Source organism: Neobacillus drentensis (assembly GCF_021560175.1).
Taxonomy (GTDB): Bacteria; Bacillota; Bacilli; order Bacillales; family Cytobacillaceae; genus Neobacillus; species Neobacillus drentensis_A.
Genome location: NZ_CP091110.1, coordinates 3,941,153 through 3,960,859 on the forward strand (window position 1 = coordinate 3,941,153; position 19,707 = coordinate 3,960,859).

Genomic DNA, 19,707 nt, shown 5'->3' on the forward strand with positions numbered 1-19,707 from the left:
AAAAGAGAGATTGATACGCACAGTTAACTAGAATTGAGACCATCAGGATTTCTCAACACGTATTTCTCACTCCCCCCTATACACCCGTAGAGTCCAAGCGCATACAACAGGCAGGTCTCCTGGCTTAGGTTCATCGCTCCTTATCCCTTCCCATTTCAATTGAAACAGTGGTTCTTTGATAAGTCGCTCACCATTACAGTGGCGGGACCGCGCCGGATTTTCACCGGTCTTCCCTTTTAAGCTGTGTAAGGTTCACACAGCACCTGATGCATTTATTATGTAATTTTTACAAACATTTTGAATTTAATAGCCATGTTAGCATGGATAACGAAGACTGTCAAAATATTATTTTCTAACATGCTGTAATATTTTGTTATAATGATCCTATGACAAATTCTCCTAGGAGTAAAATGATGGAATTAACATATGAAGTGATCTCGGATGAAAATATTGATTGCTGCAGAGATTTATGTAATGAACTTATGGTATTCCAAAAATCAAAAGCAACCATCAAACCTGAATTGTTTGACAGCATGAATTTTGAAACAAGGATGATTCCGTCCATCAAAAGTGCCCTGCACAATTATACGGTAGTAGCAAAAGACGGCAATAAACCAGTTGGTTATGTCTACTCCAACATTTCTGCTAAAGAAGCGTATTCCAATGACTTTGCCACTTTTTTTGATCTATCTTCTGTTAGAAAAAGTAATATAGGATGTTTATCCAATTTTTATATAAAAGAGGAATACAGGCAATTTGGGATTGGTTCTACACTTTTTAATATGTCAATGGATTGGTTAAAACAATTTGAGGATGTCGAAGATTATTTTATCTTTGTCTCAAATGGCAATACAAATGCTTTGGAATTCTACAAACAAAAAGGTTTTTCGGTCAGTCATGATATTTTGGATAGTTTTATCACTGTTTTACGAAAACATAAGAAAATATGATGTAAACCTAACAGGTAAAACAAATGTTTTACCTGTTTAATTGTTAGAGTACTGTGACGGAAGCTCGATCTCGAATTTCTAACGGGTCTTGTGGTTCTGTTGATTGATTGACTTCAACCATTGGTACTCTTGTTTGTGAATCATTTGAGGGACTCATCTCAGCAGGTTCTCCGATATCATTCATGGCTGATGGAAAGTTATTTTGTTTATCCACATCTTTCACCTCCCTATTTTATTATTTCAAACAGTTGAAAAAATAATTGTTTCTTTAAAAATTGGAAATAGTAATGAAGTAGAAATTAATGAGTAGGTGGGGTAATCATGGAAGAAAACAAACCGAATTTCCATAAAGAAACAATCAAAAGTTCTCACGAGAATGAACCAGCCTTTAATGTATATTTAAATGAAATGCTAGTTGCCGAAGTACGGGGGAGTGATCCTACTCAACTAACCGTCATTCCGATGAGAGAACTGAATGATTATGAGGAAGACAAACTTCACGAGTATATAGAATCCATGGTATCGGATCAAGAATATTAATGTGAAAAGGACTAACCATCATTTGTTAGTCCTTTCTTGTCATATTATTTTTTTAAAACAAAGAATGACTTGATCGATTTCGTCTTTTGTCGTGTACCTGCCTAAACTAAAGCGAATTGCCCCCATCCCCACTTCTTCAGGTACACTCATCTCCTTTAACACCGGAGATAATTCAATACTTCCGGCATGACAGGCAGATCCTGTTGATGCAGCAAGATTAGGGATTGCTGAAAGCAAGTCTTGACCTACTTTTCTGACAAAACTTACATTCAAGGTATTTGGCAGTCTTAATTCAAGATGCCCATTTAAGACAACCTGTTCTCCAAATTCATCCTGTAGTTGACGCCATAAATAATGGGTCAACTCCTTTATTTGCTGATTTGTATCCTGTTGCTTCGCTATTTCACAGGCCTTTCCTAATCCCACAGCCAATAAGGTATTTTCCGTTCCTGCACGGATCCCAAACTCATGCCCCGCTCCGTGAATGAGTGGTTCAAGCTCCATTCCGTTTCTAATAAATAATGCGCCAATTCCCTTTGGTGCATACAGTTTATGCCCGGCAATCGTGAGAAGATCAACTTTTAGTTCATTCACGTCAATAGAAACTTTTCCTGCTGATTGAGAAGCATCTGTATGAAAAGCAATCCCATACCTTTCGGCGATCTTCCCAATCTCTTTGATTGGCTGCAACGTGCCGGTTTCATTGTTAGAGTGCATAATGGAAATCATTATGGTTTCTTTTGTGACTGCCTTCTCGATTTCTTCCGTTAAAACTCTCCCGAACCGATCGACACCTATGTAAGTCACTTTTGCTCCTACTTGTTCCAGGAACTTACAAGGGTTCATAATCGCAGGATGCTCAATTTTAGACGTAATGATATGATTGCCTTTATGTCGATTTTTAAAATAAAATCCTTTTAATGCCAAGTTATTAGCTTCACTGCCGCCGCTAGTAAAAATGACTTCTCCTGCTGTGCTCCCGATTAAATTGGCCACCTGTTCTCTAGCATTCTGTAAGACCTCTTTTACTGGGCCACCTGCCCAATGCAAGGCCGAGGGATTTCCATAAAAATCGGTTAGCAAAGGCTGCATGGCGTCCACCACTTCAGGTGCCAATGGGGTACTCGCATTAAAATCCAGATAAATTTTTTTCATAGCCATCTTATTTCCCCTTTACTTAGGTTTATAAAACAGGGACTTTCATGCTGCTTTTAATAAATTCAGCAAATAAGTTGTTCATTCCAGTATTTGTACTTGCCATTGATTCAGGATGCCATTGAACTCCGACTGTAAAAGTACTTGGATGAACATATTCTACTGCCTCAACAACTCCGTCGGATGACCGAGCGACTACTCGTAACTCACTGGCTATCCTATCTATGGATTGATGATGCAGACTATTTACTCTTACATGCTCAGAGCCAAGTAATTGAAATAATTTACTATCATTCTCAATGTTCACCCAATGAGTATCACGACTTCTCTTTACTATTTGCGAATGCTGGATCGGTTCTTTAACTTGGCAAGGGATATCCTGTATTAGGGTTCCGCCTAGAGCCACATTTAAGATTTGTATCCCTCTGCAAATCGCCAGAAGTGGAATGTTGTTCTCCAGTGCATATTTAACAATGGCAATTTCTACTTTGTCGCGCTCAGGAATGGATGGCCCTATTTGTGGATGAGGGTCCTGGCCATAAAATTGCGGGTCAACATCTTCTCCTCCGCTTAAGATGATTCCGTCACATAAAGGAAGCGTTTCTAGGGCTATTTCTGCATTAATAAAGGGAACAATGATGGGTATCCCACCATTGTTCGCAACAGATTTATGATAATCATGGTGCACATAGACACCTTCCATATAATGATTATGGTCAACATAGGCACCGGTGATGCCAATAACAGGTTTTTTCATAAAATCCCCCTTTAAATCTAAAGCCAGCCTTCATCAATCGAGCTATTATCTGCAACCGAGTAGGCTGCATTTGTGATTGCCTGCGCTAAAGTTTCCCCCGTTTCACAAACATCACCAAAGCAAGCCCCCGATGTTCCATTCGTTTTATAGCTAAATCCCAGCTCTTTTAACCTTTCGACGATTAGCATTGCATGTTCTATATTTTCTTCAGGCTGAAACTCTGAAACTGGAATAAACTGTTCCTTTTCAAAATCGTACCAGCGATCCCATCTGTTTAACTTCCAGCCTAGGATTCTGCGCGCAATGATTTCTATTTTGTTCATAACCTTTGGGCTCCTTTTTTCTATGTTTTATTATTTTACCATTTTCATAGATCCCGTCCTATCAAAATAGCACACTCTTTAGGCGCATCGAAAATTTTCACAATATCGTCACAATAGACTATACTTGTACTTACTACCGTTAGTTGGTTTTATTTGCTTATGGATAGGGAAATATCTAAATTGAGGTGAGAAAATAAAATGAAAGTGAACATAACAAAAGACGCAAATCAGCAGCTTATAACCTCTCTGGGAGAGGGGCCAATCGTTAGACTAAACCAAATCCGCACCACTGGTTGAGGGGCCACCTATATGTATGAACTTGCTCAGGTTGAGCAAGCAGAAAATGAAGAAATTTTTAATGTAGATGGGATTACCATTCTTATTGACCCACAGGTGATTCGTCATCTTGATGGGGATATCGTGATTGACCATAACAAAAATTATGGATTTATTCTTAAAAATAGTTATGAAATCTTAACTTTTGGGATGAATTTTAAAAAGAACTCCTAGCCTAAAGGATGTTAAACCAGCCACTGTATCGAAATGAACAGTGGCTTTCTCTTGTAATTCGATCGTTAACGTTCACATACTTCATATTGAATTATAAGTTTTGCATTGGCTATGACAAAATTCACAAGAAAAGCTGTTTTGAATAGCCCTGCAAATACATATGCATTAGGTAATAGATTGATTTTTAAGGAGGTAGTTACTTGAACGATTTTTACCAGCCCAGAATAAAGCCCTACCTTAATACAAAGTCCTTAATGCCTGAAAATCAAGAAACACCTATCCAATTTTTAGATGGCGAGATTGTTGATGCTCCATTATTTTATAGAAGAAATCATTTTTCCTATCCTCCTTTTACTTCATCCTTCTATTTTCTTCCGATTGAGGGATTGGTGTATACTCCAAAAACATTTTCATTACAGGAAATATATTCAATGCCATCGAAAACGATAAAAGTTGTTTTAGAATGTTCTGGAGATAAGCGGGAGTTATTCCAACCAAAGGTATTTGGAGAGCAATGGGAAAAAGGGGCAATCAGTCAAGGTATTTGGAAAGGTGTTTCTTTAAGAACGTTATTAAAGTCCACGGGCTTGCTTCCTACTGCGAAAGAAATCGTTTTTGAAGGCTATGATTTTGGAGAAAGACCTGATTCCAACCAAATATTTAGATTTGCACGAAGTTTACCCATTGAAAAAGCTCTAGACCCAGATACCATTATTGCTTATGAGTATAATGATCACCCTATCCCCTTCAAGCATGGATTTCCCTTAAGATTGATTGTCCCTGGATGGTATGCAATGGCTTCTGTAAAATGGATTAAAAAAATCACTGTGATTGACAAAGAATTTAACGGGCCCTTTCAAGCTGTTGATTACGTTTATTATCCAAACAAAGAAAACGATCATGGAAAATTTCCTGTCAGTACAATTCATGTAAACTCTACCATTCAATATCCATTAAATAGGCAATTATTGCATACAGGGCTTTATCAAATAAAAGGAATCGCATGGACCGGAAAAGGTATTATAACAAAGGTCGAGCTTAGTTTAGATGGTGGTCAAACATGGAATATCTGTCAACTACCTACTAAATCCGAAAAATATTCATGGGTTCCTTGGTATTTTAAATGGAAGGCTCTAAAAAAAGGAGAATATACCATTAAATCAAAAGCGACTGATTCCGAAGGCAATGTTCAACTTTCAGAACCATTTTGGAACAGGAAGGGCTACGGTTATAATGCCATTGATACTATAGAGGTCAATGTGGAATAATGCTATGCTAAAATAGTGATTCCTCTTATGTATAAAAAAGAGACATGTTAAGGCAGAGGGATCCTCTGCCTTTATTCGTATTTTATTTTTATAGTATTACACCTAAACCTCTAGCTATATGTATACATCATCCAGAAACCTATGTCTTCAAAACCAATTCGCTTGTAAATAGCTCCAGCTTCAGGATTATCATAGAATAAACATAGTTCTTTTCCTTCATCTAAAAGTTCGTTGCACAACTTAAGCATACACTTAGTAGCAAATCCTTTTTTCTTATAGTTTTCTAGCGTAGCTACACCAACAACCATCGCTGACATTGAATTTTCTGCCGCCGTTGAGGCAGTTGATACTATTTTCCCATCTTCCTTAATAAAAAAGGACCGCGAACTTCGATCTTTCAATTCCCGAAGTTTTCTTTCTATTGTCATAGTGGATCCGCTAAATTCAGGAACGGAATTTAGTAATTCAACAAGTGCTTCAGCATCATCGGGATGTGCCTGTTGGACAGTCGATAGATCCACACTGTTCTCATTAGTATTTAACTTGGTACACTTGGCATAGTAAAGTTGTCTTTTCCTCTTATATGGTTGTTTCAGGTATGGTTCAATTTGCTCGGTAATTTCCTTAAGTCCGGACATCATCTTAAATGAAGGGTCATTAGACATAATCTCAGCAAATCCTCTAGCATTAAATGATTCTAGCGCAAATGGAATATAGTTTTCTTCGAATTTTAATAAGACAGCAATTAGTTCTCCTCTCTCGTTAAACTCTCCCCAGAGCTTTTGAAAGTTTTGTTCATACCCATATACCTCTATGTCCCCAATGATAAATAAGTTTTCTGCAGGCTTAGTTCTTAACAATCTTAGGCATACCTCATGATCATGTTGAGTTAGTCTTCTTAACAACGTTCTCCCCCATTTCTCAATTCTAATCCTCTTAATTTTAACATTAAAGATGCACTTAGTTTGAATTTAAACAAGAAATCCAATACAGTTAGGTGTTGCTATACGATCAATAAAGGAACACTTTTTTCAAGTACATAGTACTTGATTTTTTTCTGAATTATGGTATTCTTATAGTGAATTTTCAGTATATTTAGAATTATTAATTAAAATATCTTTGTCTTTATCTCTCACTTTCACCACAAGATGAAATCCTAACTTTCTAATGGTTCGGTAAATTTATAATGAATGGAATGGAGTGGATGGTATGTACGATTCCCAAGGTGGATCTCTTGAGGCTGTGAACACCCATGTCTGTCAGGATTGTGGAAGATTAACGTTAAAACATGGAGAAGCTGAATCAAATAAAAAACAAGGAATCATCTATCCTATATTAGGTTGGACATTCTTTGTTCTTTCCCTTATTTTTATTCCCATTTTGTTTGGAGCGGCCGCGTTTTTGATGGGTTTCTTTACTTTCCATGATCGAAGTAAAGCACACGGCGCTGTCCTCATGATGTTTGCCTCAGTTGGATTAATCTTGGGCTCATTGTTCAGTATTATGGTTTCTGGAACGATGTTTTTATAGTTTTTCCAATGGTTGGTAGATATTCTATCAACCTTTTTTTATTTTTAAGGAATAGCTGGAGTAACAGTCGAAGTATAATAAAATACTCTCCATCACACCACGCAGACAACTGATTATTTGACTAAAGGGCAAGTCATGTATTGTAGTACGTTCTCTGACTTACCCTTTTGGGTGGTCTTTTTAATCATATTAATTAGTCGTGATATACTGAGTAAATACAACTATTTGTTAAGTAAGCTAGAAAGCATCATAGGAGTGTGTACGATGAATTATAAGGTTGTCATTTTAGATATAGACGGAACTATAGTCCCACATGGAAAAAACATTAGTCCTGCAACGAAGGATGCAATTCAACGGTTAAAAGATCGAAATATGGAAGTCGTCATTGCTACAGGAAGGGCTCCATATTTCTCGACGTCTGTTATCGAGGATACTGGGGTAAATTCAATGGTCTTCTTTAATGGTTCGTATGTTTTTCATGAAGGGGTAGAAATTTTTCAAAATCCAATCGATAAAAATATCTTGAAAAAGGTTCAACTGTTATCTGGTGATTTTCAGCATCCGCTTACGTTCTTAAGCAGTTCTAGTTTTAAAGCGACCGACCTAAGTCATCCTTATGTGGTTGAAGCCTACTGTCGTGATCCATGGAAGCCTGAACTGGCACCCCCACAATATTGGATGGATCAGGATATTTTCCAAATATTCCTCCATTGTAACTTAGAGGAAGAGGTTCATTATAAGGCAAACATTCCTGAGTTGGATTTTCGGAGGTGGAGTTCAGGGGCAAGAACCTGCGATGTCAATCTAACGGATTCGAATAAGGCTGTTGGTATCACCAAGTTATTGGAGAAGCTGGGAATTGCACCAGACGAAGCTGTGGCCTTTGGGGATGGCTTAAATGATATTGAGATGCTTTCATTAGTTGGCATGGGAGTAGCCATGGGGGCTTCATCTGATGAATTAAAACAAGCAGCCAATATGGTGACACTGTCAGCAGAAGAAGATGGAGTTGCCTACGGGTTGGAAAAACTAGGTTTAATTTAACTGAAAAAGCTTGTAAAATTATCCCGACAGGACTTATTTTACAAGCTTTCATTATTTATTGTTCTGCTTCCCAATTAGCCACTTCTTCACGAACACGTGGCGCAACTTCTTTACCCAGCAACTCAATTGCTCTTAAAACATCCTCATGAGGCATGCTTCCAACCGGCACATGGAGCATGAACCTGGTCACTCCCACATTCTTACCAAGGTGAATGATTTTTTGTGCCACTGTTTCAGGGTCCCCCACATAAAGCGCTCCTTCAAAGCTGCGTGCGGCATCAAAACTCGACCGATCGTAATATCCCCAGCCGCGTTCTCGTCCAAGTACGTTCATCGCTTGCTGAGTAGAAGGGAAAAATTTATCCGCAGCCGTATCAATGTCATCAGCAATAAAACCATGGGAATGCGACGCTACCGTCAACTTCGACCCATCATGCCCTGCTTGTTCCGCGGCTCTTTTATAGAGTTCAACAAGCGGTGCAAACTGGACAGGACGACCACCAATTATTGCTAGAACAAGTGGCAATCCCAAAAGTCCCGCACGAATAACGGAATCAGGCGTTCCCCCGCTGCCAATCCACACAGGCAATGGATCCTGCACGGGTCGAGGATACACCCCCAGATTTTGAATCGACGGACGATGCTTTCCACTCCAAGTGACTTTCTCGGACTCCCGTAATTTTAATAATAGCTCCAACTTTTCCTCGAACAATTCATCGTAGTCTTGGAGATCATAGCCGAACAAAGGGAACGATTCAATAAACGAACCTCGGCCTACCATAATTTCTGCCCGCCCATTTGAAAGACCATCTAACGTGGCAAAGTCTTCAAAAACTCGGACTGGATCATCTGATGAAAGGACTGTTACCGCACTCGTCAGCCTGATCCGTTTTGTTTGCGATGCGGCCGCAGCAAGAACAAGTGTGGGAGAAGACGCCGCATAGTCTTTTCGATGGTGCTCCCCCACTCCAAACACATCCAATCCGACCTGATCAGCAAGGACAATTTCCTCTACGACTTCGCGCAGCCGCTCTGCATGACTTATCACCTTTCCGGTCCGTGTGTCCGGAGTTGTTTCTACAAATGTACTAATCCCTATTTCCACCTAAATTCCTCCTATTTCTACTTTGTTTATGTAAGTAATTAAGACAGACCCATTTTATCATAGTTTGCTCAAGTCCATTGTCAAACCCAACTCGGTCAAAATAATTTTGTGAAGTTTACACATAATACAGGAAAAAAGGTGTGTTCTTGTTTGGATTTTCCTACCATTGAAATGAATTTTTGGGACGCCGTCTTTGCGATCCCAATTATTATGGTCTTAACCCAATTTATTAAAGTTTATTTTAAAATTCCGAAATGGTTTGTTCCTACGATTGCCCTTTTGTTCGGACTTGGGATCTCTATTTTTATTAGCCACAAACACAGCTTCATTTCTGGTGTGTTTATGGGCTGGTTTTATGGATATGCGGCGATTGGCTCTTATGCTTCATTAAGGACCAATATAATCTCTTATCGTAATAAAAAAAGGAAGAAGAATTAAAAAGAAAGGAAACCTTTCGTAAAAGCTTTACGATTGATTTCCTTTCTTTTTACCGAAATCTATTAGGAAACTGTTTCACAATTCCATCTGTTAAAAAGTCACCCATATGAATAAGATGGGTCTCAATGGTATCGGCGGTTTTGATATCAGCCGCCCATTCCCCTTTCAATCGGTATTCCACTTCAGCTATTGTTAATTTTAAATGGGTATAGAACATATCTGCTAGAACCTGTTTGTTCCAATTTGGGTTCGCGTTCGTTAAAAATGCTACAATTTCATCGGCATTACGGATCCAATCTTTATTGAATTGGTTAAACTTCGCTTGATCACCGGCTTTTGCCGCCTCAATTATTTTTCCGGCAATCAGAATATGTTCCTTAAGTAAACTAGTCAGTTTGTCCCTAGCTTGTTCTCCGTAATATGGTTTAATAATATTTCCAAGATCCACTTGATTTTGTAATAACCTTGCTAGAACATCATTTTGATCTTTAAGTCCTGCTAAACTGCTAACAATAAAGCTTCTAGTCCACCAGGCATGTTCGATCCATAGCTTTTGCATTGGGTACTTTAGTTGAATCACTGATTGATTAATACAAACCCGCTGAGGTGCTGGTCTTCCTTCTGCCCATGCGAGTGAATGAGAGGTTGTAATAGCAATGGTGAAAACAGCCAAACATGAGACTAGTTGTTTTTTCATTGATGAATCTCCTTTTCGGATGTTTTTCTATTAGTTTTAGTATTGGGACATTTTCCTTCCTTATGCAACCAAGTCCAGAGCCCCGAATCAAAAATTTACATTTTTCCGGGATGAGTTTGACTTACTAAGGATTCATGATAGAAAACCATCCCTGGCATATTAATCTGGTGTTCATGAAATATCCTTAATAACTCAAATCTTACCTGCCTCGATACCTCAAAATAATCATCCGGCCAAACCAGCCCTACCATACAAAGCTCGTACCCAACATATTTATGATATGGATTAAGATCAGTTATGCCGATAAACTGAAATTCCTGTTCTGGGCTGCCGTCTTCCATTATTAATAGGCATTGGGAATATTTTTCATTACAGATACTACAAACTTGTTCCATCAACTGTTTCATTTCTTGAGGGTCTTCCTGGTAACTGACCGTTATTCGTTCGATTACACGCATTTTCCCTTTATTAAAATTTTGAATTGTCCTAACTTCCCCATGTGGTATAGTCAAAAGCTTGCCAGACCATTCACGTATTTGCATAAAACGGATGCCAATCTCCTCGATTGTTCCAGAATTATTACCATTAAACGTGACATAGTTTCCGACTCGAAACTCTCGATCTGACAGCCGAACCAATCCCAATAGTATATCTTTTAAAACCTCTTGAGCAGCAAGACCGACGATAACTCCAACAATTCCTGCACCCGCTAATAAGCCCTTTAGGTTCATAAATTGGCCGATGAGATACACAATCACAATGGTAACAGAAGAGTATTTTAAGGCAGATCGGATAACCCCTTGAATGGTCTGCTCGACTTCATCCTCTAATAAATGTGATTTACGAAAAAACCAATCGACACTCCGGTTAATCACAAAAGAAGAAACAGTGAGGATAAGGATTATAAACACAACTCTTAAGATTAAATAATCCTTTATATAGTTTAAGAATGTCTCTGTATAGGTTAAAAGTTCCATCGATTCACTTCCTTTTTAAAAATAGAATCACCTCTTAGCATGACCTATATTTTCCAGATTATTTTTCATAGTACTTCAATATCTAGCAAACGATTCTTCCAATACTAACAACTCTTTTATTATGTAATGTAATTGTAAAACTCTGTAATACTAATCTAGCGATTCTGTTCATAGAAATAGACATAAATAAGAGAGTTCGACTGGAGGAAAAACAATGAAAAAATTAATGACTGTGATAACTGTTCTGTTATCCCTACTATTTACCTCACCTGCATTTGCTTATACTGTAAATAGCGGGGACACGATGTCAGGAATTGCCAGAAGTCACAATCTTTCATTACAAGAATTAGCAAGACTAAATCCGCAAATACAAAATATTGATTTAATTTATGTTGGGCAAACGATCCATACAGAATTGCAGGAAGTTAATGCAATTGGACAAGCTGTACATACTGCTTCAACACCTGAAATAACAGTAGGTTATTCTGAAAATGAACTCGATTTGCTGGCAAGATTGGTCCGTGCCGAGGCCGAAAGTGAACCATACCAAGGCAAAGTCGCTGTCGCCTGTGTGGTCCTAAATAGAGTTGCCAGTCCAGCGTTCCCTAACTCCATTAAAGAGGTTATTTATCAAAAAGGGCAATTTCAACCTGTCCGCAATGGGGCCATTAATCAGCCGGCTGATGGAGACTCCATCAAAGCGGTACAGGAAGCCTTAGATGAAAAACGTAATACAGCCGCAGGCTCGCTATTCTTCTATAATCCGTCCACTGCCACCAATCGCTGGCTTGATTCCAAAACAACAACCCTTGTTATTGGCCACCATGTATTTAAAAAATAACTAAATATCCAAGCGCCAGATGCCTTTCAATTAAATGGATGGCACCTGGCGCTTTTCTACGGTAAAATAAAAATCAATGAATCTTAAAGAAACAAAGGGGAATTAGCTTGAAACCATATAAAACGATATTGTTCGATGTTGATGATACATTATTAGATTTTGCTGCTGCTGAAGCGTTAGCCTTAAAACTCTTGTTTGAAAGTCAAAATATCCCACTGACAACAGAAATAGAAGCAAACTATAAAAAATTAAATCAGGGGCTGTGGAAATCATTTGAAGAAGGAAAAATGGCTCGGGATGAAGTTGTAAATACCCGGTTTTCCCTTTTATTTAAGGATTACGGTCAAATCGTTGATGGTGTTTTATTAGAAAAGAACTACCGGGGCTATTTAGAAGAAGGCCATCAATTAATCAGTGGTGCACTTGAACTAATTTCCGAGTTGCGAAATCACTTTGATTTATACATTGTTACAAATGGGGTTTCCAAGACACAGGACAAACGATTGCGAGATGCAGGCCTCCACCCGCTTTTTAAGGGGATTTTTGTCTCAGAAGATACTGGTTTTCAAAAACCGATGAAGGAATTTTTTGTTTATGTCTTTGCTCGAATTCCAAATGTTTCTCCAGATCAAGCTTTAATCGTCGGGGACTCCTTAAGCTCTGATATTAAAGGCGGACAGCTTGCTGGCCTTGATACTTGTTGGTTTAACCCAATGGGTAAACCAAATGATACTGGAATAATTCCCACCTATGAAATCCGCAATCTTCATGAGCTATATCCCATTTTAAATCTGAATCATTAATCGTGACCACGTTGAATAGCCGCCATGTGTTATGCATGGCGGCTATATTATTTATTTTGAACCGTTGTTGGATGGATGATTTAGGCTTTCCGATTGTTCATTCGTCGTTTCTTCAGGTTCATCGATCGTTTCTTCATCCCCGTTACTTTTCTTACGATTGGTCTGAAAAATATCTTTTGATACTGTGTTAAGCTTTTTAACAAAACGGTTAAAACCAAATCCTACAAAGAAAGCTATACTTATCGGTGCATAAGGAGTATCTTGATAATCCGTAAATTGAATTAATAAAATCCCACTTTGGATAATGGTAACCGCTACGACTGCCGTGCCGGTTGCAAAAATAGGATAAAAAATATACATGATCCATTTGCGATAATCATGTAACTCGTCATCCATATAATGAGTGCAGAACATATAAAGATGTCTTAGTGAACCCCCAATGGCTCCAGCAAAAAAATAATACAAAAAGATTTTAATTTCCGAAATGAATGGCAAAAATTTCTCCAGTGTACCGGTCCCCAACATGCCTACAGCAATAAAACTTCCGAAAAATAGCAGCGAAAGATATGTCAAAATGACTACTTTTAACCATCTCTTCATTTGTGACACCTCCGCTACTATCCTATGTTTCTCTGGAGCTGAAGTGTCACTGTCTTTAGAACCAATTCCATTTAGAACAAAAAAACGAAGAAATTTTCACCTTTTTCATTAATTGATCATGCTTTGATAACATCATCCGGCTGTAATAGGGTTACATTATTGGTTTCAACGGTTTCCGGATATTTAATGCCTTGCCCCGTGTTTAAGCAAACCACTGTTTCATCTTCCTTAATCCAATTTTGTTCACGTAATATACGTGCTGCTGCAAATGTCGCCGCACCTTCCGGACAAATGAAGTTTCCTTCAAGTTCTGCCACTTGCTTTTGAGCTTCCGAAAGTTCATTTTCCGATATCGCAATCGCACAGCCGTTTGTTTCATAGATGGCTTCTAAGACCAGAAAATCTCCAAGTGCTTTAGGTACATTGATGCCAAACGCATTTGTCTTAGAGTTTTCCCAAAACTCCGATTCCTTCTTCCCTTCTTGCCATGCCTTTACAATTGGAGCACAACCCTCCGCTTGGACAGCTACCAATCTAGGAAACTTGTCAGTCGTAATCCAGCCCAGTTCTCTTAATTCGACTAGTGCTTTAAAAATACCGATAATCCCTACACCGCCGCCAGTCGGATATAAAATGACGTCCGGAACCTGCCAATTGAATTGTTCCAAAATTTCATAGCCCATTGTCTTTTTACCCTCAATACGAAAGGGCTCTTTTAATGTTGATGCATCATAAATACCTTGTTCAGCAATTAACTTGGCGACAATTTTACCAGCATCACTGATTAATCCATTTACTAAATATAGATTGGCCCCGGAGACGGCAACCTCTTTTCTTGTGATATTCGGTGCATCCTGTGGCATAACTATGGTCGCTTTGATCCCTGCTTTTGCAGAATATAATGCCCAAGCAGCACCAGCGTTACCATTCGTCGGCATTGCCAGCTGTTCTATACCAAGTTCTTTTGCTTTTGAGATTCCCACACTTGCACCGCGAGTTTTAAAGGAACCCGTTGGAATGATCCCCTCATCCTTAAGATATAAATTGGTTAGAGCGTATTTTTCGCCAAGTTTCTTTAGTTTTGTTAAAGGAGTCATTCCTTCATCTAACGAAACGATATTTTCCTCGCTTTTAACGGGAAGCAGTTCATGATATCTCCATAAACTATTTTTTCGAGCGTTTAAATCTGCTTTTTTAAACACAGATTTTGCCCCACTTAAATCGTATTTAACTAAGAGTGGTGCTCCACAACGACATAACTGATTTACTTCATCTACGGAATAAACCTCATGACATTTTGGGCACTCAAGGTGAGAAACATAGCTGTACTTCATGGTTTAAGCCCTCCAATAATGTATTATGCAGGCTAAATATTTCGAAAAACGAAATATAAAGCTCACTAGTCTGTACAAGCCCATTATATCCGATAATTCCGATTATATAAATAAGTATTATGGTATAGATTAAACAAAAAAAAGGGAGTTCTGGTAAACTCCCTTTCTCCAATCTTCATCATCCCGAAAACGGCTCTTCCCCTAACTGATTTTGATTTTGTGCAATCCGCTGTTTTTTGGACTTTTTAAAATGGAATAATTCATAGATAACCGGCACCACAACTAATGTTAACAAGGTTGAAATAGCGAGACCTCCGATTACTACGATAGCGAGACTCTGAGAAACAAGACTTCCCATTTCTGCTTTTTTAAATAATAGTGGCAGCATGGCACAGATTGTCGCAATGGCCGTCATTAAAATTGGTCGTATCCGCGTACTGGCCGCATCTAAAATGGCCTCACGCATAATCATCTTCACTTCATTCTGCTTAACCCGATCAATTAATACAATGGCATTGGTCACAACAATTCCAATTAACATTAATGCGCCTAGTAGGGCTGTAATATCAACAGGAATTCGGCTTACCAACAGTCCAATGATGGCCCCAATTGCAGCTAATGGGAGCGAGAATAGTATCGCTAGGGGGGCACGCAAGGTTTTGAATGTAATGACCATGATTAAATAAACAATCCCAATTGATAGCGCCATTGTTAAAAATAGATCCGTAAAATCATTGGCTTGATTGACAGCCGCACCTCCGACATATACCTTTACATCATCAGGAAATTTTAAACCAGTTCCAGATTTGGTGCCATTAATCTTGGTATTGATTTTCCCAGAAACGACGGAAAGCTGTTTTGGGTCAACGGTAGCCGTAACTCGGAGATAGGTCTCCCCTCCCTTATGAAGAATCTGGGTTGCTTTATTTTCTACATCAAGCTTGGCAACAGAGGTTATTGGGACTAATTTTTGTTGATTTGTAACCATAATTCCTTCCAAATCCTTTTTATCGGACGGATTTAAAATGGGTTCTAAATATACAGGTGTATGATTACCATCTAGATTAACACTTCCAATTGGCATACGATTTAGCATCATGCCGAGTTGTTGGATCACTTCACTTGGCCTTGCTACTTCTGGGTCAACTGAGAACGTATAGACTGGCTTCTTCTCTTCTTGGTTTGTTTCTACTTTTTCTACCCCTTTAATATCCTTAATCACATTTTTAATCTTCATAGCACTGGCCTCTATATCGGCCATTTTTCCGCCTACTACATCAATGGTAATCGATGTGGAACTTCCGCCTGTTAATGAACCAGTGCCTGAGAGTAATTCAGCACCCGGATAATTTTCCTTTTGTTTTTTCACTTGATTGATAAATCGTTCCGTATTGGCATTCTTTTTCATCACAATGGTAAAAGCAGCCGATGTCGGGGATCCAACCTCCCCATATTGAGCCGCATCGGGACTATTACCCAATTGTGTATAAATGGCTTTAGGTCCGTCTTGGTCTAATAAATAATTTTCTAATTTTAAAGTATTATCATGGACTATTTTTATCGGCGTTTCATTCGGGTAATCTAATGAAACCGTGACCAGTTCTGCATCAGAACTATCAACTGCCCCCTTCGGCATCACAAAATAGGCACCGATTGAACCAAAAAACAGTAAGGCTGATGAGAGTAAAATAACCCACTTATGATTTAATGACCAGCGCAGCATTGAAACATACCTTTTAGAAGGACGATGTTTCGGGAGATTTGCCTTTTTCAAAAGTCCTGCACTCATCAGTGGAACAACAGTTAAAGCGACAAGTAACGATGATAATAATGAATAGGTTACCGTTAACGCAAACGGCAGTAAGAAATCTTTTAACCCCGCCCCCACTAAGCCAAGTGGAAGAAATACAGCCACCGTTGTGAGTGTGGAAGATGTGATGGCAGAAGCCACTTCCTTTGTAGCTGCGATTACAAGCTCAATTGAAAATTTCTCGTCCTGCATTTTGCGGAAAATATTTTCAATCACGACGATACTATCATCAACTAAACGCCCGACAGCAACCGCGACTCCACCTATTGTCAGGATATTTAGGGTGATACCTGACCGCCCTAGTAAAAAGAGCGTTAAGCACAACGATAATGGGATTGAAACAATGGTAATAAAGGTTGATCGAATGTTCCGCAAAAAGAACATAATAACAATGGTTGCAAATAAAGCCCCTAATAATACCTCTTTTATCATGCTTGTGACTGAGTTGACAACCATATCGGCAGTTGAATAGAAGACACGAACATTAGCATTCTCGTATTTTTTCGTGAGCGCTTTTGCTTCTTTTCTTACCTCTTTGATAATGGAGACCGCACTTGAATTACTATCCTTTGTGATGACAGCAAGCAGGGCATCCTCCCCATTAACACGAGTAATATGATCTTCTTGACTGGCTTTTTGGACATGGGCAATATCCCCGAGCTTTACTCCTTGAATAACAGGAACATTCTTTAAGTCTTCAAGACTTTCAAGTGTTCCAACTACCTTAATGTTACTCGTTTTTCCATCAATCGTTTTTTGACCGACAGCAGCTGCCAGGTTTTGACCCTGTAACGCCGCTGCAACAACTTGAGCTGGTAATTTATATTGCGACAGTTTTGCTTGGTCCAATTCAATGGAAACCTCATTTACTCCTCTTCCGTACATGGCAACACTTCCGACACCTTTCATTTGCTTCAGTGCAGGAAAAATTTTTTCATCTGCTAGTTTACTATTTTCTTTTGTAATGCCGTCCTTAAATGTAACTGAAATGTCAGCTATTGGAATCATATCTGTATTAAGTTGGACAACGATCGGTTTATTCGTACCTTCCGGCAGCTTGACTGTATCAATGGCTTTTTGAACATCCGCAGCAGCCTGCTTCATATCTGTCCCTGCCTCAAACATAAGGTCTATCTTACTGAATCCATCACCAGTGGTGGAATAAGTCTCACTTTTTCCTTTTACGGCTGCAACCGAATGTTCAAGTGGAGCGGTTACTGTATCTGTCATGGTCGCAACATCTGTCCCCTGACCAAGAACTACTACTGTTACCTGCGGATTATCAGCCGTTGGCAAAAATTCCATTGGTAAAGTAAAATAACTAACAATCCCCATTATTAGGATTAGAACAGTCGTTAGTGACACAGCAGCTTTGTTCCGAAAAGACCACTTTGTAAACCAAGTCATTTTTAATTTCCCCCTTATAAATTTATTGATGAATGTACGTATGTAGGTATGGATAAAGGCCTTATGAAGACTAAGTAGTGAACAACAAGTACAAAATACCTATCTCGACTAGGATTTTTGAATTACTTAATCCAAAATGATTATACTTGTTCTTTATTAAGAAGTAAATTATTTTTGGAAGATTTACCAAACTTTTACAACATTGATTTTTAAAATTAAATAAAAAAGCAGTATGAATAAATTCACACTGCCTTTCTAGTTCAACTATTATTTTTTTATTTTATAATTTTTATGATTCACGATGGTTGTTAGCGGTTCATCCTTTTCTTTTGAATAACCGTATTGGACGATAACAGAATTTTCCCGGACCCCGGTAACACTGCCTTCGTGGCTTTCTCCATCACGTTTAAAAGTTATGATTTCTCCGACTTTTGCATTAGCCATTCTATTCACCTCGTCTTTATCTTTTCCAAAACAACTAACTGCCATTCGATTACCGCTTCTCTTCCTACATAAATTTTTAGATCTTGACGAAAAATAACATGAAAAATTTCAAAATTCATTGGGAGATACTGAATGGAAAAAAGGCAGGACTCTGATCACAAACATATTGCACGGTTATATTTACGAAGATATTTCTATAAAGGCAGGACTGCTCTGCCAAAATTAACGGCGGAATCTGTTGGGCTCGGAATATTACTTGCCTTAGTGGGGGGATTCTTGGATGCCTATACCTACGTTAGCCGAGATGGAGTATTTGCTACTTCCCAAACGGGTAATCTTGTTTTGTTAGGTGTTGAGATGGCACATGGCCAATGGCATCAAGGATTAAGACATATTCCGCCTATTGTCGCATTTGTTTTAGGAGTAGCCGTTGCCGAAGGATTAAAACACCCACATATTATTAGGACTTTTCCCTATCCAGCCCGTACTGTCCTTTTATTAGAAAGTATTGTTCTTTTATTGGTCGGAACTTGGCCAGTTGAGGTACCAAATATGATTGTTACGATCACGATTGCTTTTGTAGCCTCAGTACAAATTTCCTCATTTCGAACCTTAGTGAAATGGCCCTATAATTCTGCAATGGTAACTGGAAATTTACGTACTGCTGCAGAAGCGGCCTATACTGCAATCGTGATGCATGACCGAAAAGGCTTCCACCAATTACTTGACTTTACGCTCATTATTGCCTCTTTTCTAATCGGTGCTTTATTCGGCACTCTTTCAACTTTACATTGGGGTGCAAAAGCCATTTGGATTGCTTCAGGAATTCTTCTATGTGCCATGCTCGTCTTACATTCAAATCCAAAAACATTACTTAATAAATCATAAAGTAGAAAAGAGGCGGGTGACTCCCGAAATCGGGAAAATCTATCGCCTCTTGAGATTATATTTTCTTTTTAATATCGTTTCGGATCAATTCAATGATTTCTTCAGGTACATTAGCCGGTAGTGACGTGCCATCCTCGAAAACCCAGCTATTGATGATTTCTAAATCTGCTTTTTTAAATGTAACACTATATTCTTTATTTTCATAAACGAATTCGGCTGTCACATATTCCTCAACAGCAAAATCATCATCTATAATCATATTGGTAATTTGAAATGACTTCACAAA

23 protein-coding genes and 1 riboswitch are annotated in these 19,707 nt (G+C 38.6%); of the genes, 10 read left to right on the forward strand and 13 right to left on the reverse strand.

Annotated elements, in window-relative coordinates:
- Positions 1–92: 92 nt before the first annotated feature.
- Positions 93–282, reverse strand: a riboswitch (cobalamin riboswitch).
- A gap of 128 nt (positions 283–410) precedes the next feature.
- Entirely contained in the window at positions 411–950 is a 540-nt protein-coding gene (locus L1999_RS18350) for a GNAT family N-acetyltransferase (protein WP_235739883.1), read from the forward strand.
- 43 nt (positions 951–993) lie between these two features.
- On the opposite strand, the gene L1999_RS18355 is transcribed toward L1999_RS18350, so the two are convergent.
- Positions 994–1,164, reverse strand: a complete 171-nt coding sequence (locus L1999_RS18355; RefSeq protein ID WP_235739884.1) for a hypothetical protein — start codon at positions 1,162–1,164, stop codon at positions 994–996.
- 107 nt (positions 1,165–1,271) lie between these two features.
- On the opposite strand from L1999_RS18355, the gene L1999_RS18360 reads away from it, so the two are divergent.
- On the forward strand, positions 1,272–1,490 hold the full coding sequence (locus tag L1999_RS18360; RefSeq protein WP_215047719.1) for a hypothetical protein: 219 nt from the start codon (positions 1,272–1,274) through the stop codon (positions 1,488–1,490).
- Between the two features lie 39 nt (positions 1,491–1,529).
- On the opposite strand, the gene L1999_RS18365 is transcribed toward L1999_RS18360, so the two are convergent.
- The 3 genes from L1999_RS18365 to L1999_RS18375 are packed head-to-tail and all read right to left on the reverse strand — an operon-like array spanning position 1,530 to position 3,725.
- The gene (locus L1999_RS18365) at positions 1,530–2,651 is read right to left on the reverse strand and encodes a cysteine desulfurase family protein (protein ID WP_345790858.1); all 1,122 of its coding nucleotides are present in this window, start codon (positions 2,649–2,651) and stop codon (positions 1,530–1,532) included.
- A gap of 22 nt (positions 2,652–2,673) precedes the next feature.
- On the reverse strand, positions 2,674–3,402 hold the full coding sequence (locus tag L1999_RS18370; RefSeq protein WP_235739885.1) for a gamma-glutamyl-gamma-aminobutyrate hydrolase family protein: 729 nt from the start codon (positions 3,400–3,402) through the stop codon (positions 2,674–2,676).
- A 17-nt stretch (positions 3,403–3,419) separates the two neighbouring features.
- Positions 3,420–3,725, reverse strand: coding sequence for a BC1872 family protein (locus L1999_RS18375; RefSeq protein WP_235739886.1), 306 nt, complete (start codon positions 3,723–3,725; stop codon positions 3,420–3,422).
- Between the two features lie 309 nt (positions 3,726–4,034).
- Here L1999_RS18375 and L1999_RS18380 point away from each other — a divergent pair, with 309 nt between their 5' ends.
- Both L1999_RS18380 and L1999_RS18385 read left to right on the forward strand, forming a co-directional pair.
- Positions 4,035–4,235: a hypothetical protein gene (locus L1999_RS18380; protein WP_235739887.1), complete on the forward strand. Its 201-nt coding sequence runs from the start codon at positions 4,035–4,037 to the stop codon at positions 4,233–4,235.
- Positions 4,236–4,435: 200 nt separating this feature from the next.
- Entirely contained in the window at positions 4,436–5,503 is a 1,068-nt protein-coding gene (locus tag L1999_RS18385) for a sulfite oxidase (RefSeq protein WP_235739888.1), read from the forward strand.
- A gap of 110 nt (positions 5,504–5,613) precedes the next feature.
- Here L1999_RS18385 and L1999_RS18390 read toward each other — a convergent pair whose 3' ends face one another.
- On the reverse strand, positions 5,614–6,408 hold the full coding sequence (locus tag L1999_RS18390) for a GNAT family N-acetyltransferase (RefSeq protein WP_235739889.1): 795 nt from the start codon (positions 6,406–6,408) through the stop codon (positions 5,614–5,616).
- Positions 6,409–6,712: 304 nt separating this feature from the next.
- Here L1999_RS18390 and L1999_RS18395 point away from each other — a divergent pair, with 304 nt between their 5' ends.
- Together L1999_RS18395 and L1999_RS18400 are read left to right on the forward strand one after the other, a co-directional pair.
- Positions 6,713–7,033: a hypothetical protein gene (locus L1999_RS18395; protein WP_235739890.1), complete on the forward strand. Its 321-nt coding sequence runs from the start codon at positions 6,713–6,715 to the stop codon at positions 7,031–7,033.
- Positions 7,034–7,297: 264 nt separating this feature from the next.
- Positions 7,298–8,077: a Cof-type HAD-IIB family hydrolase gene (locus L1999_RS18400; protein ID WP_235739891.1), complete on the forward strand. Its 780-nt coding sequence runs from the start codon at positions 7,298–7,300 to the stop codon at positions 8,075–8,077.
- A 55-nt stretch (positions 8,078–8,132) separates the two neighbouring features.
- Here L1999_RS18400 and L1999_RS18405 read toward each other — a convergent pair whose 3' ends face one another.
- Positions 8,133–9,182: an LLM class flavin-dependent oxidoreductase gene (locus L1999_RS18405; protein WP_235739892.1), complete on the reverse strand. Its 1,050-nt coding sequence runs from the start codon at positions 9,180–9,182 to the stop codon at positions 8,133–8,135.
- Between the two features lie 150 nt (positions 9,183–9,332).
- Between L1999_RS18405 and L1999_RS18410 the strand changes: the two genes are divergently transcribed.
- Positions 9,333–9,620, forward strand: coding sequence for a hypothetical protein (locus L1999_RS18410; RefSeq protein WP_235739893.1), 288 nt, complete (start codon positions 9,333–9,335; stop codon positions 9,618–9,620).
- 49 nt (positions 9,621–9,669) lie between these two features.
- On the opposite strand, the gene L1999_RS18415 is transcribed toward L1999_RS18410, so the two are convergent.
- Both L1999_RS18415 and L1999_RS18420 read right to left on the reverse strand, forming a co-directional pair.
- On the reverse strand, positions 9,670–10,317 hold the full coding sequence (locus tag L1999_RS18415; protein ID WP_235739894.1) for a glycosyltransferase: 648 nt from the start codon (positions 10,315–10,317) through the stop codon (positions 9,670–9,672).
- Positions 10,318–10,412: 95 nt separating this feature from the next.
- Positions 10,413–11,294 carry a mechanosensitive ion channel family protein gene (locus L1999_RS18420; RefSeq protein WP_430539976.1) on the reverse strand — a complete coding sequence of 294 codons (882 nt, stop codon included), beginning with the start codon at positions 11,292–11,294 and terminating at the stop codon, positions 10,413–10,415.
- Positions 11,295–11,508: 214 nt separating this feature from the next.
- On the opposite strand from L1999_RS18420, the gene L1999_RS18425 reads away from it, so the two are divergent.
- Positions 11,509–12,135, forward strand: a complete 627-nt coding sequence (locus L1999_RS18425) for a cell wall hydrolase (protein WP_235739895.1) — start codon at positions 11,509–11,511, stop codon at positions 12,133–12,135.
- 107 nt (positions 12,136–12,242) lie between these two features.
- The gene (locus L1999_RS18430; RefSeq protein WP_235739896.1) at positions 12,243–12,938 is read left to right on the forward strand and encodes a YjjG family noncanonical pyrimidine nucleotidase; all 696 of its coding nucleotides are present in this window, start codon (positions 12,243–12,245) and stop codon (positions 12,936–12,938) included.
- Positions 12,939–12,989: 51 nt separating this feature from the next.
- On the opposite strand, the gene L1999_RS18435 is transcribed toward L1999_RS18430, so the two are convergent.
- From L1999_RS18435 to L1999_RS18450, 4 genes are all read right to left on the reverse strand, one after another.
- The gene (locus L1999_RS18435) at positions 12,990–13,538 is read right to left on the reverse strand and encodes a hypothetical protein (protein WP_235739897.1); all 549 of its coding nucleotides are present in this window, start codon (positions 13,536–13,538) and stop codon (positions 12,990–12,992) included.
- A gap of 116 nt (positions 13,539–13,654) precedes the next feature.
- Positions 13,655–14,872 carry a threonine synthase gene (locus tag L1999_RS18440; RefSeq protein WP_235739898.1) on the reverse strand — a complete coding sequence of 406 codons (1,218 nt, stop codon included), beginning with the start codon at positions 14,870–14,872 and terminating at the stop codon, positions 13,655–13,657.
- A 178-nt stretch (positions 14,873–15,050) separates the two neighbouring features.
- Positions 15,051–18,089, reverse strand: coding sequence for an efflux RND transporter permease subunit (locus L1999_RS18445; protein WP_235739899.1), 3,039 nt, complete (start codon positions 18,087–18,089; stop codon positions 15,051–15,053).
- Between the two features lie 267 nt (positions 18,090–18,356).
- Entirely contained in the window at positions 18,357–18,578 is a 222-nt protein-coding gene (locus L1999_RS18450) for a DUF2187 family protein (protein WP_235739900.1), read from the reverse strand.
- Positions 18,579–18,665: 87 nt separating this feature from the next.
- Between L1999_RS18450 and L1999_RS18455 the strand changes: the two genes are divergently transcribed.
- Positions 18,666–19,421 (forward strand): YoaK family protein, encoded by a 756-nt coding sequence (locus L1999_RS18455; RefSeq protein WP_235739901.1) that lies wholly within the window; start codon positions 18,666–18,668, stop codon positions 19,419–19,421.
- Positions 19,422–19,476: 55 nt separating this feature from the next.
- Here L1999_RS18455 and L1999_RS18460 read toward each other — a convergent pair whose 3' ends face one another.
- Positions 19,477–19,704 carry a hypothetical protein gene (locus L1999_RS18460; protein ID WP_235739902.1) on the reverse strand — a complete coding sequence of 76 codons (228 nt, stop codon included), beginning with the start codon at positions 19,702–19,704 and terminating at the stop codon, positions 19,477–19,479.
- Between the last annotated feature and the right edge of the window lie 3 nt (positions 19,705–19,707).

What these genes read in the sequence shown, in the direction of transcription:
- L1999_RS18350 (WP_235739883.1), top strand. Translation starts at nt 411, where the DNA reads ATGATGGAATTAACATATGAAGTGATCTCGGATGAAAATATTGATTGC.
- L1999_RS18360 (WP_215047719.1), top strand. Translation starts at nt 1,272, where the DNA reads ATGGAAGAAAACAAACCGAATTTCCATAAAGAAACAATCAAAAGTTCT.
- L1999_RS18365 (WP_345790858.1), bottom strand. Translation starts at nt 2,651, where the DNA reads ATGGCTATGAAAAAAATTTATCTGGATTTTAATGCGAGTACCCCATTG.
- L1999_RS18370 (WP_235739885.1), bottom strand. Translation starts at nt 3,402, where the DNA reads ATGAAAAAACCTGTTATTGGCATCACCGGTGCCTATGTTGACCATAAT.
- L1999_RS18375 (WP_235739886.1), bottom strand. Translation starts at nt 3,725, where the DNA reads ATGAACAAAATAGAAATCATTGCGCGCAGAATCCTAGGCTGGAAGTTA.
- L1999_RS18380 (WP_235739887.1), top strand. Translation starts at nt 4,035, where the DNA reads ATGTATGAACTTGCTCAGGTTGAGCAAGCAGAAAATGAAGAAATTTTT.
- L1999_RS18395 (WP_235739890.1), top strand. Translation starts at nt 6,713, where the DNA reads ATGTACGATTCCCAAGGTGGATCTCTTGAGGCTGTGAACACCCATGTC.
- L1999_RS18400 (WP_235739891.1), top strand. Translation starts at nt 7,298, where the DNA reads ATGAATTATAAGGTTGTCATTTTAGATATAGACGGAACTATAGTCCCA.
- L1999_RS18415 (WP_235739894.1), bottom strand. Translation starts at nt 10,317, where the DNA reads ATGAAAAAACAACTAGTCTCATGTTTGGCTGTTTTCACCATTGCTATT.
- L1999_RS18420 (WP_430539976.1), bottom strand. Translation starts at nt 11,294, where the DNA reads ATGGAACTTTTAACCTATACAGAGACATTCTTAAACTATATAAAGGAT.
- L1999_RS18425 (WP_235739895.1), top strand. Translation starts at nt 11,509, where the DNA reads ATGAAAAAATTAATGACTGTGATAACTGTTCTGTTATCCCTACTATTT.
- L1999_RS18435 (WP_235739897.1), bottom strand. Translation starts at nt 13,538, where the DNA reads ATGAAGAGATGGTTAAAAGTAGTCATTTTGACATATCTTTCGCTGCTA.
- L1999_RS18440 (WP_235739898.1), bottom strand. Translation starts at nt 14,872, where the DNA reads ATGAAGTACAGCTATGTTTCTCACCTTGAGTGCCCAAAATGTCATGAG.
- L1999_RS18445 (WP_235739899.1), bottom strand. Translation starts at nt 18,089, where the DNA reads ATGACTTGGTTTACAAAGTGGTCTTTTCGGAACAAAGCTGCTGTGTCA.
- L1999_RS18450 (WP_235739900.1), bottom strand. Translation starts at nt 18,578, where the DNA reads ATGGCAGTTAGTTGTTTTGGAAAAGATAAAGACGAGGTGAATAGAATG.
- L1999_RS18455 (WP_235739901.1), top strand. Translation starts at nt 18,666, where the DNA reads ATGGAAAAAAGGCAGGACTCTGATCACAAACATATTGCACGGTTATAT.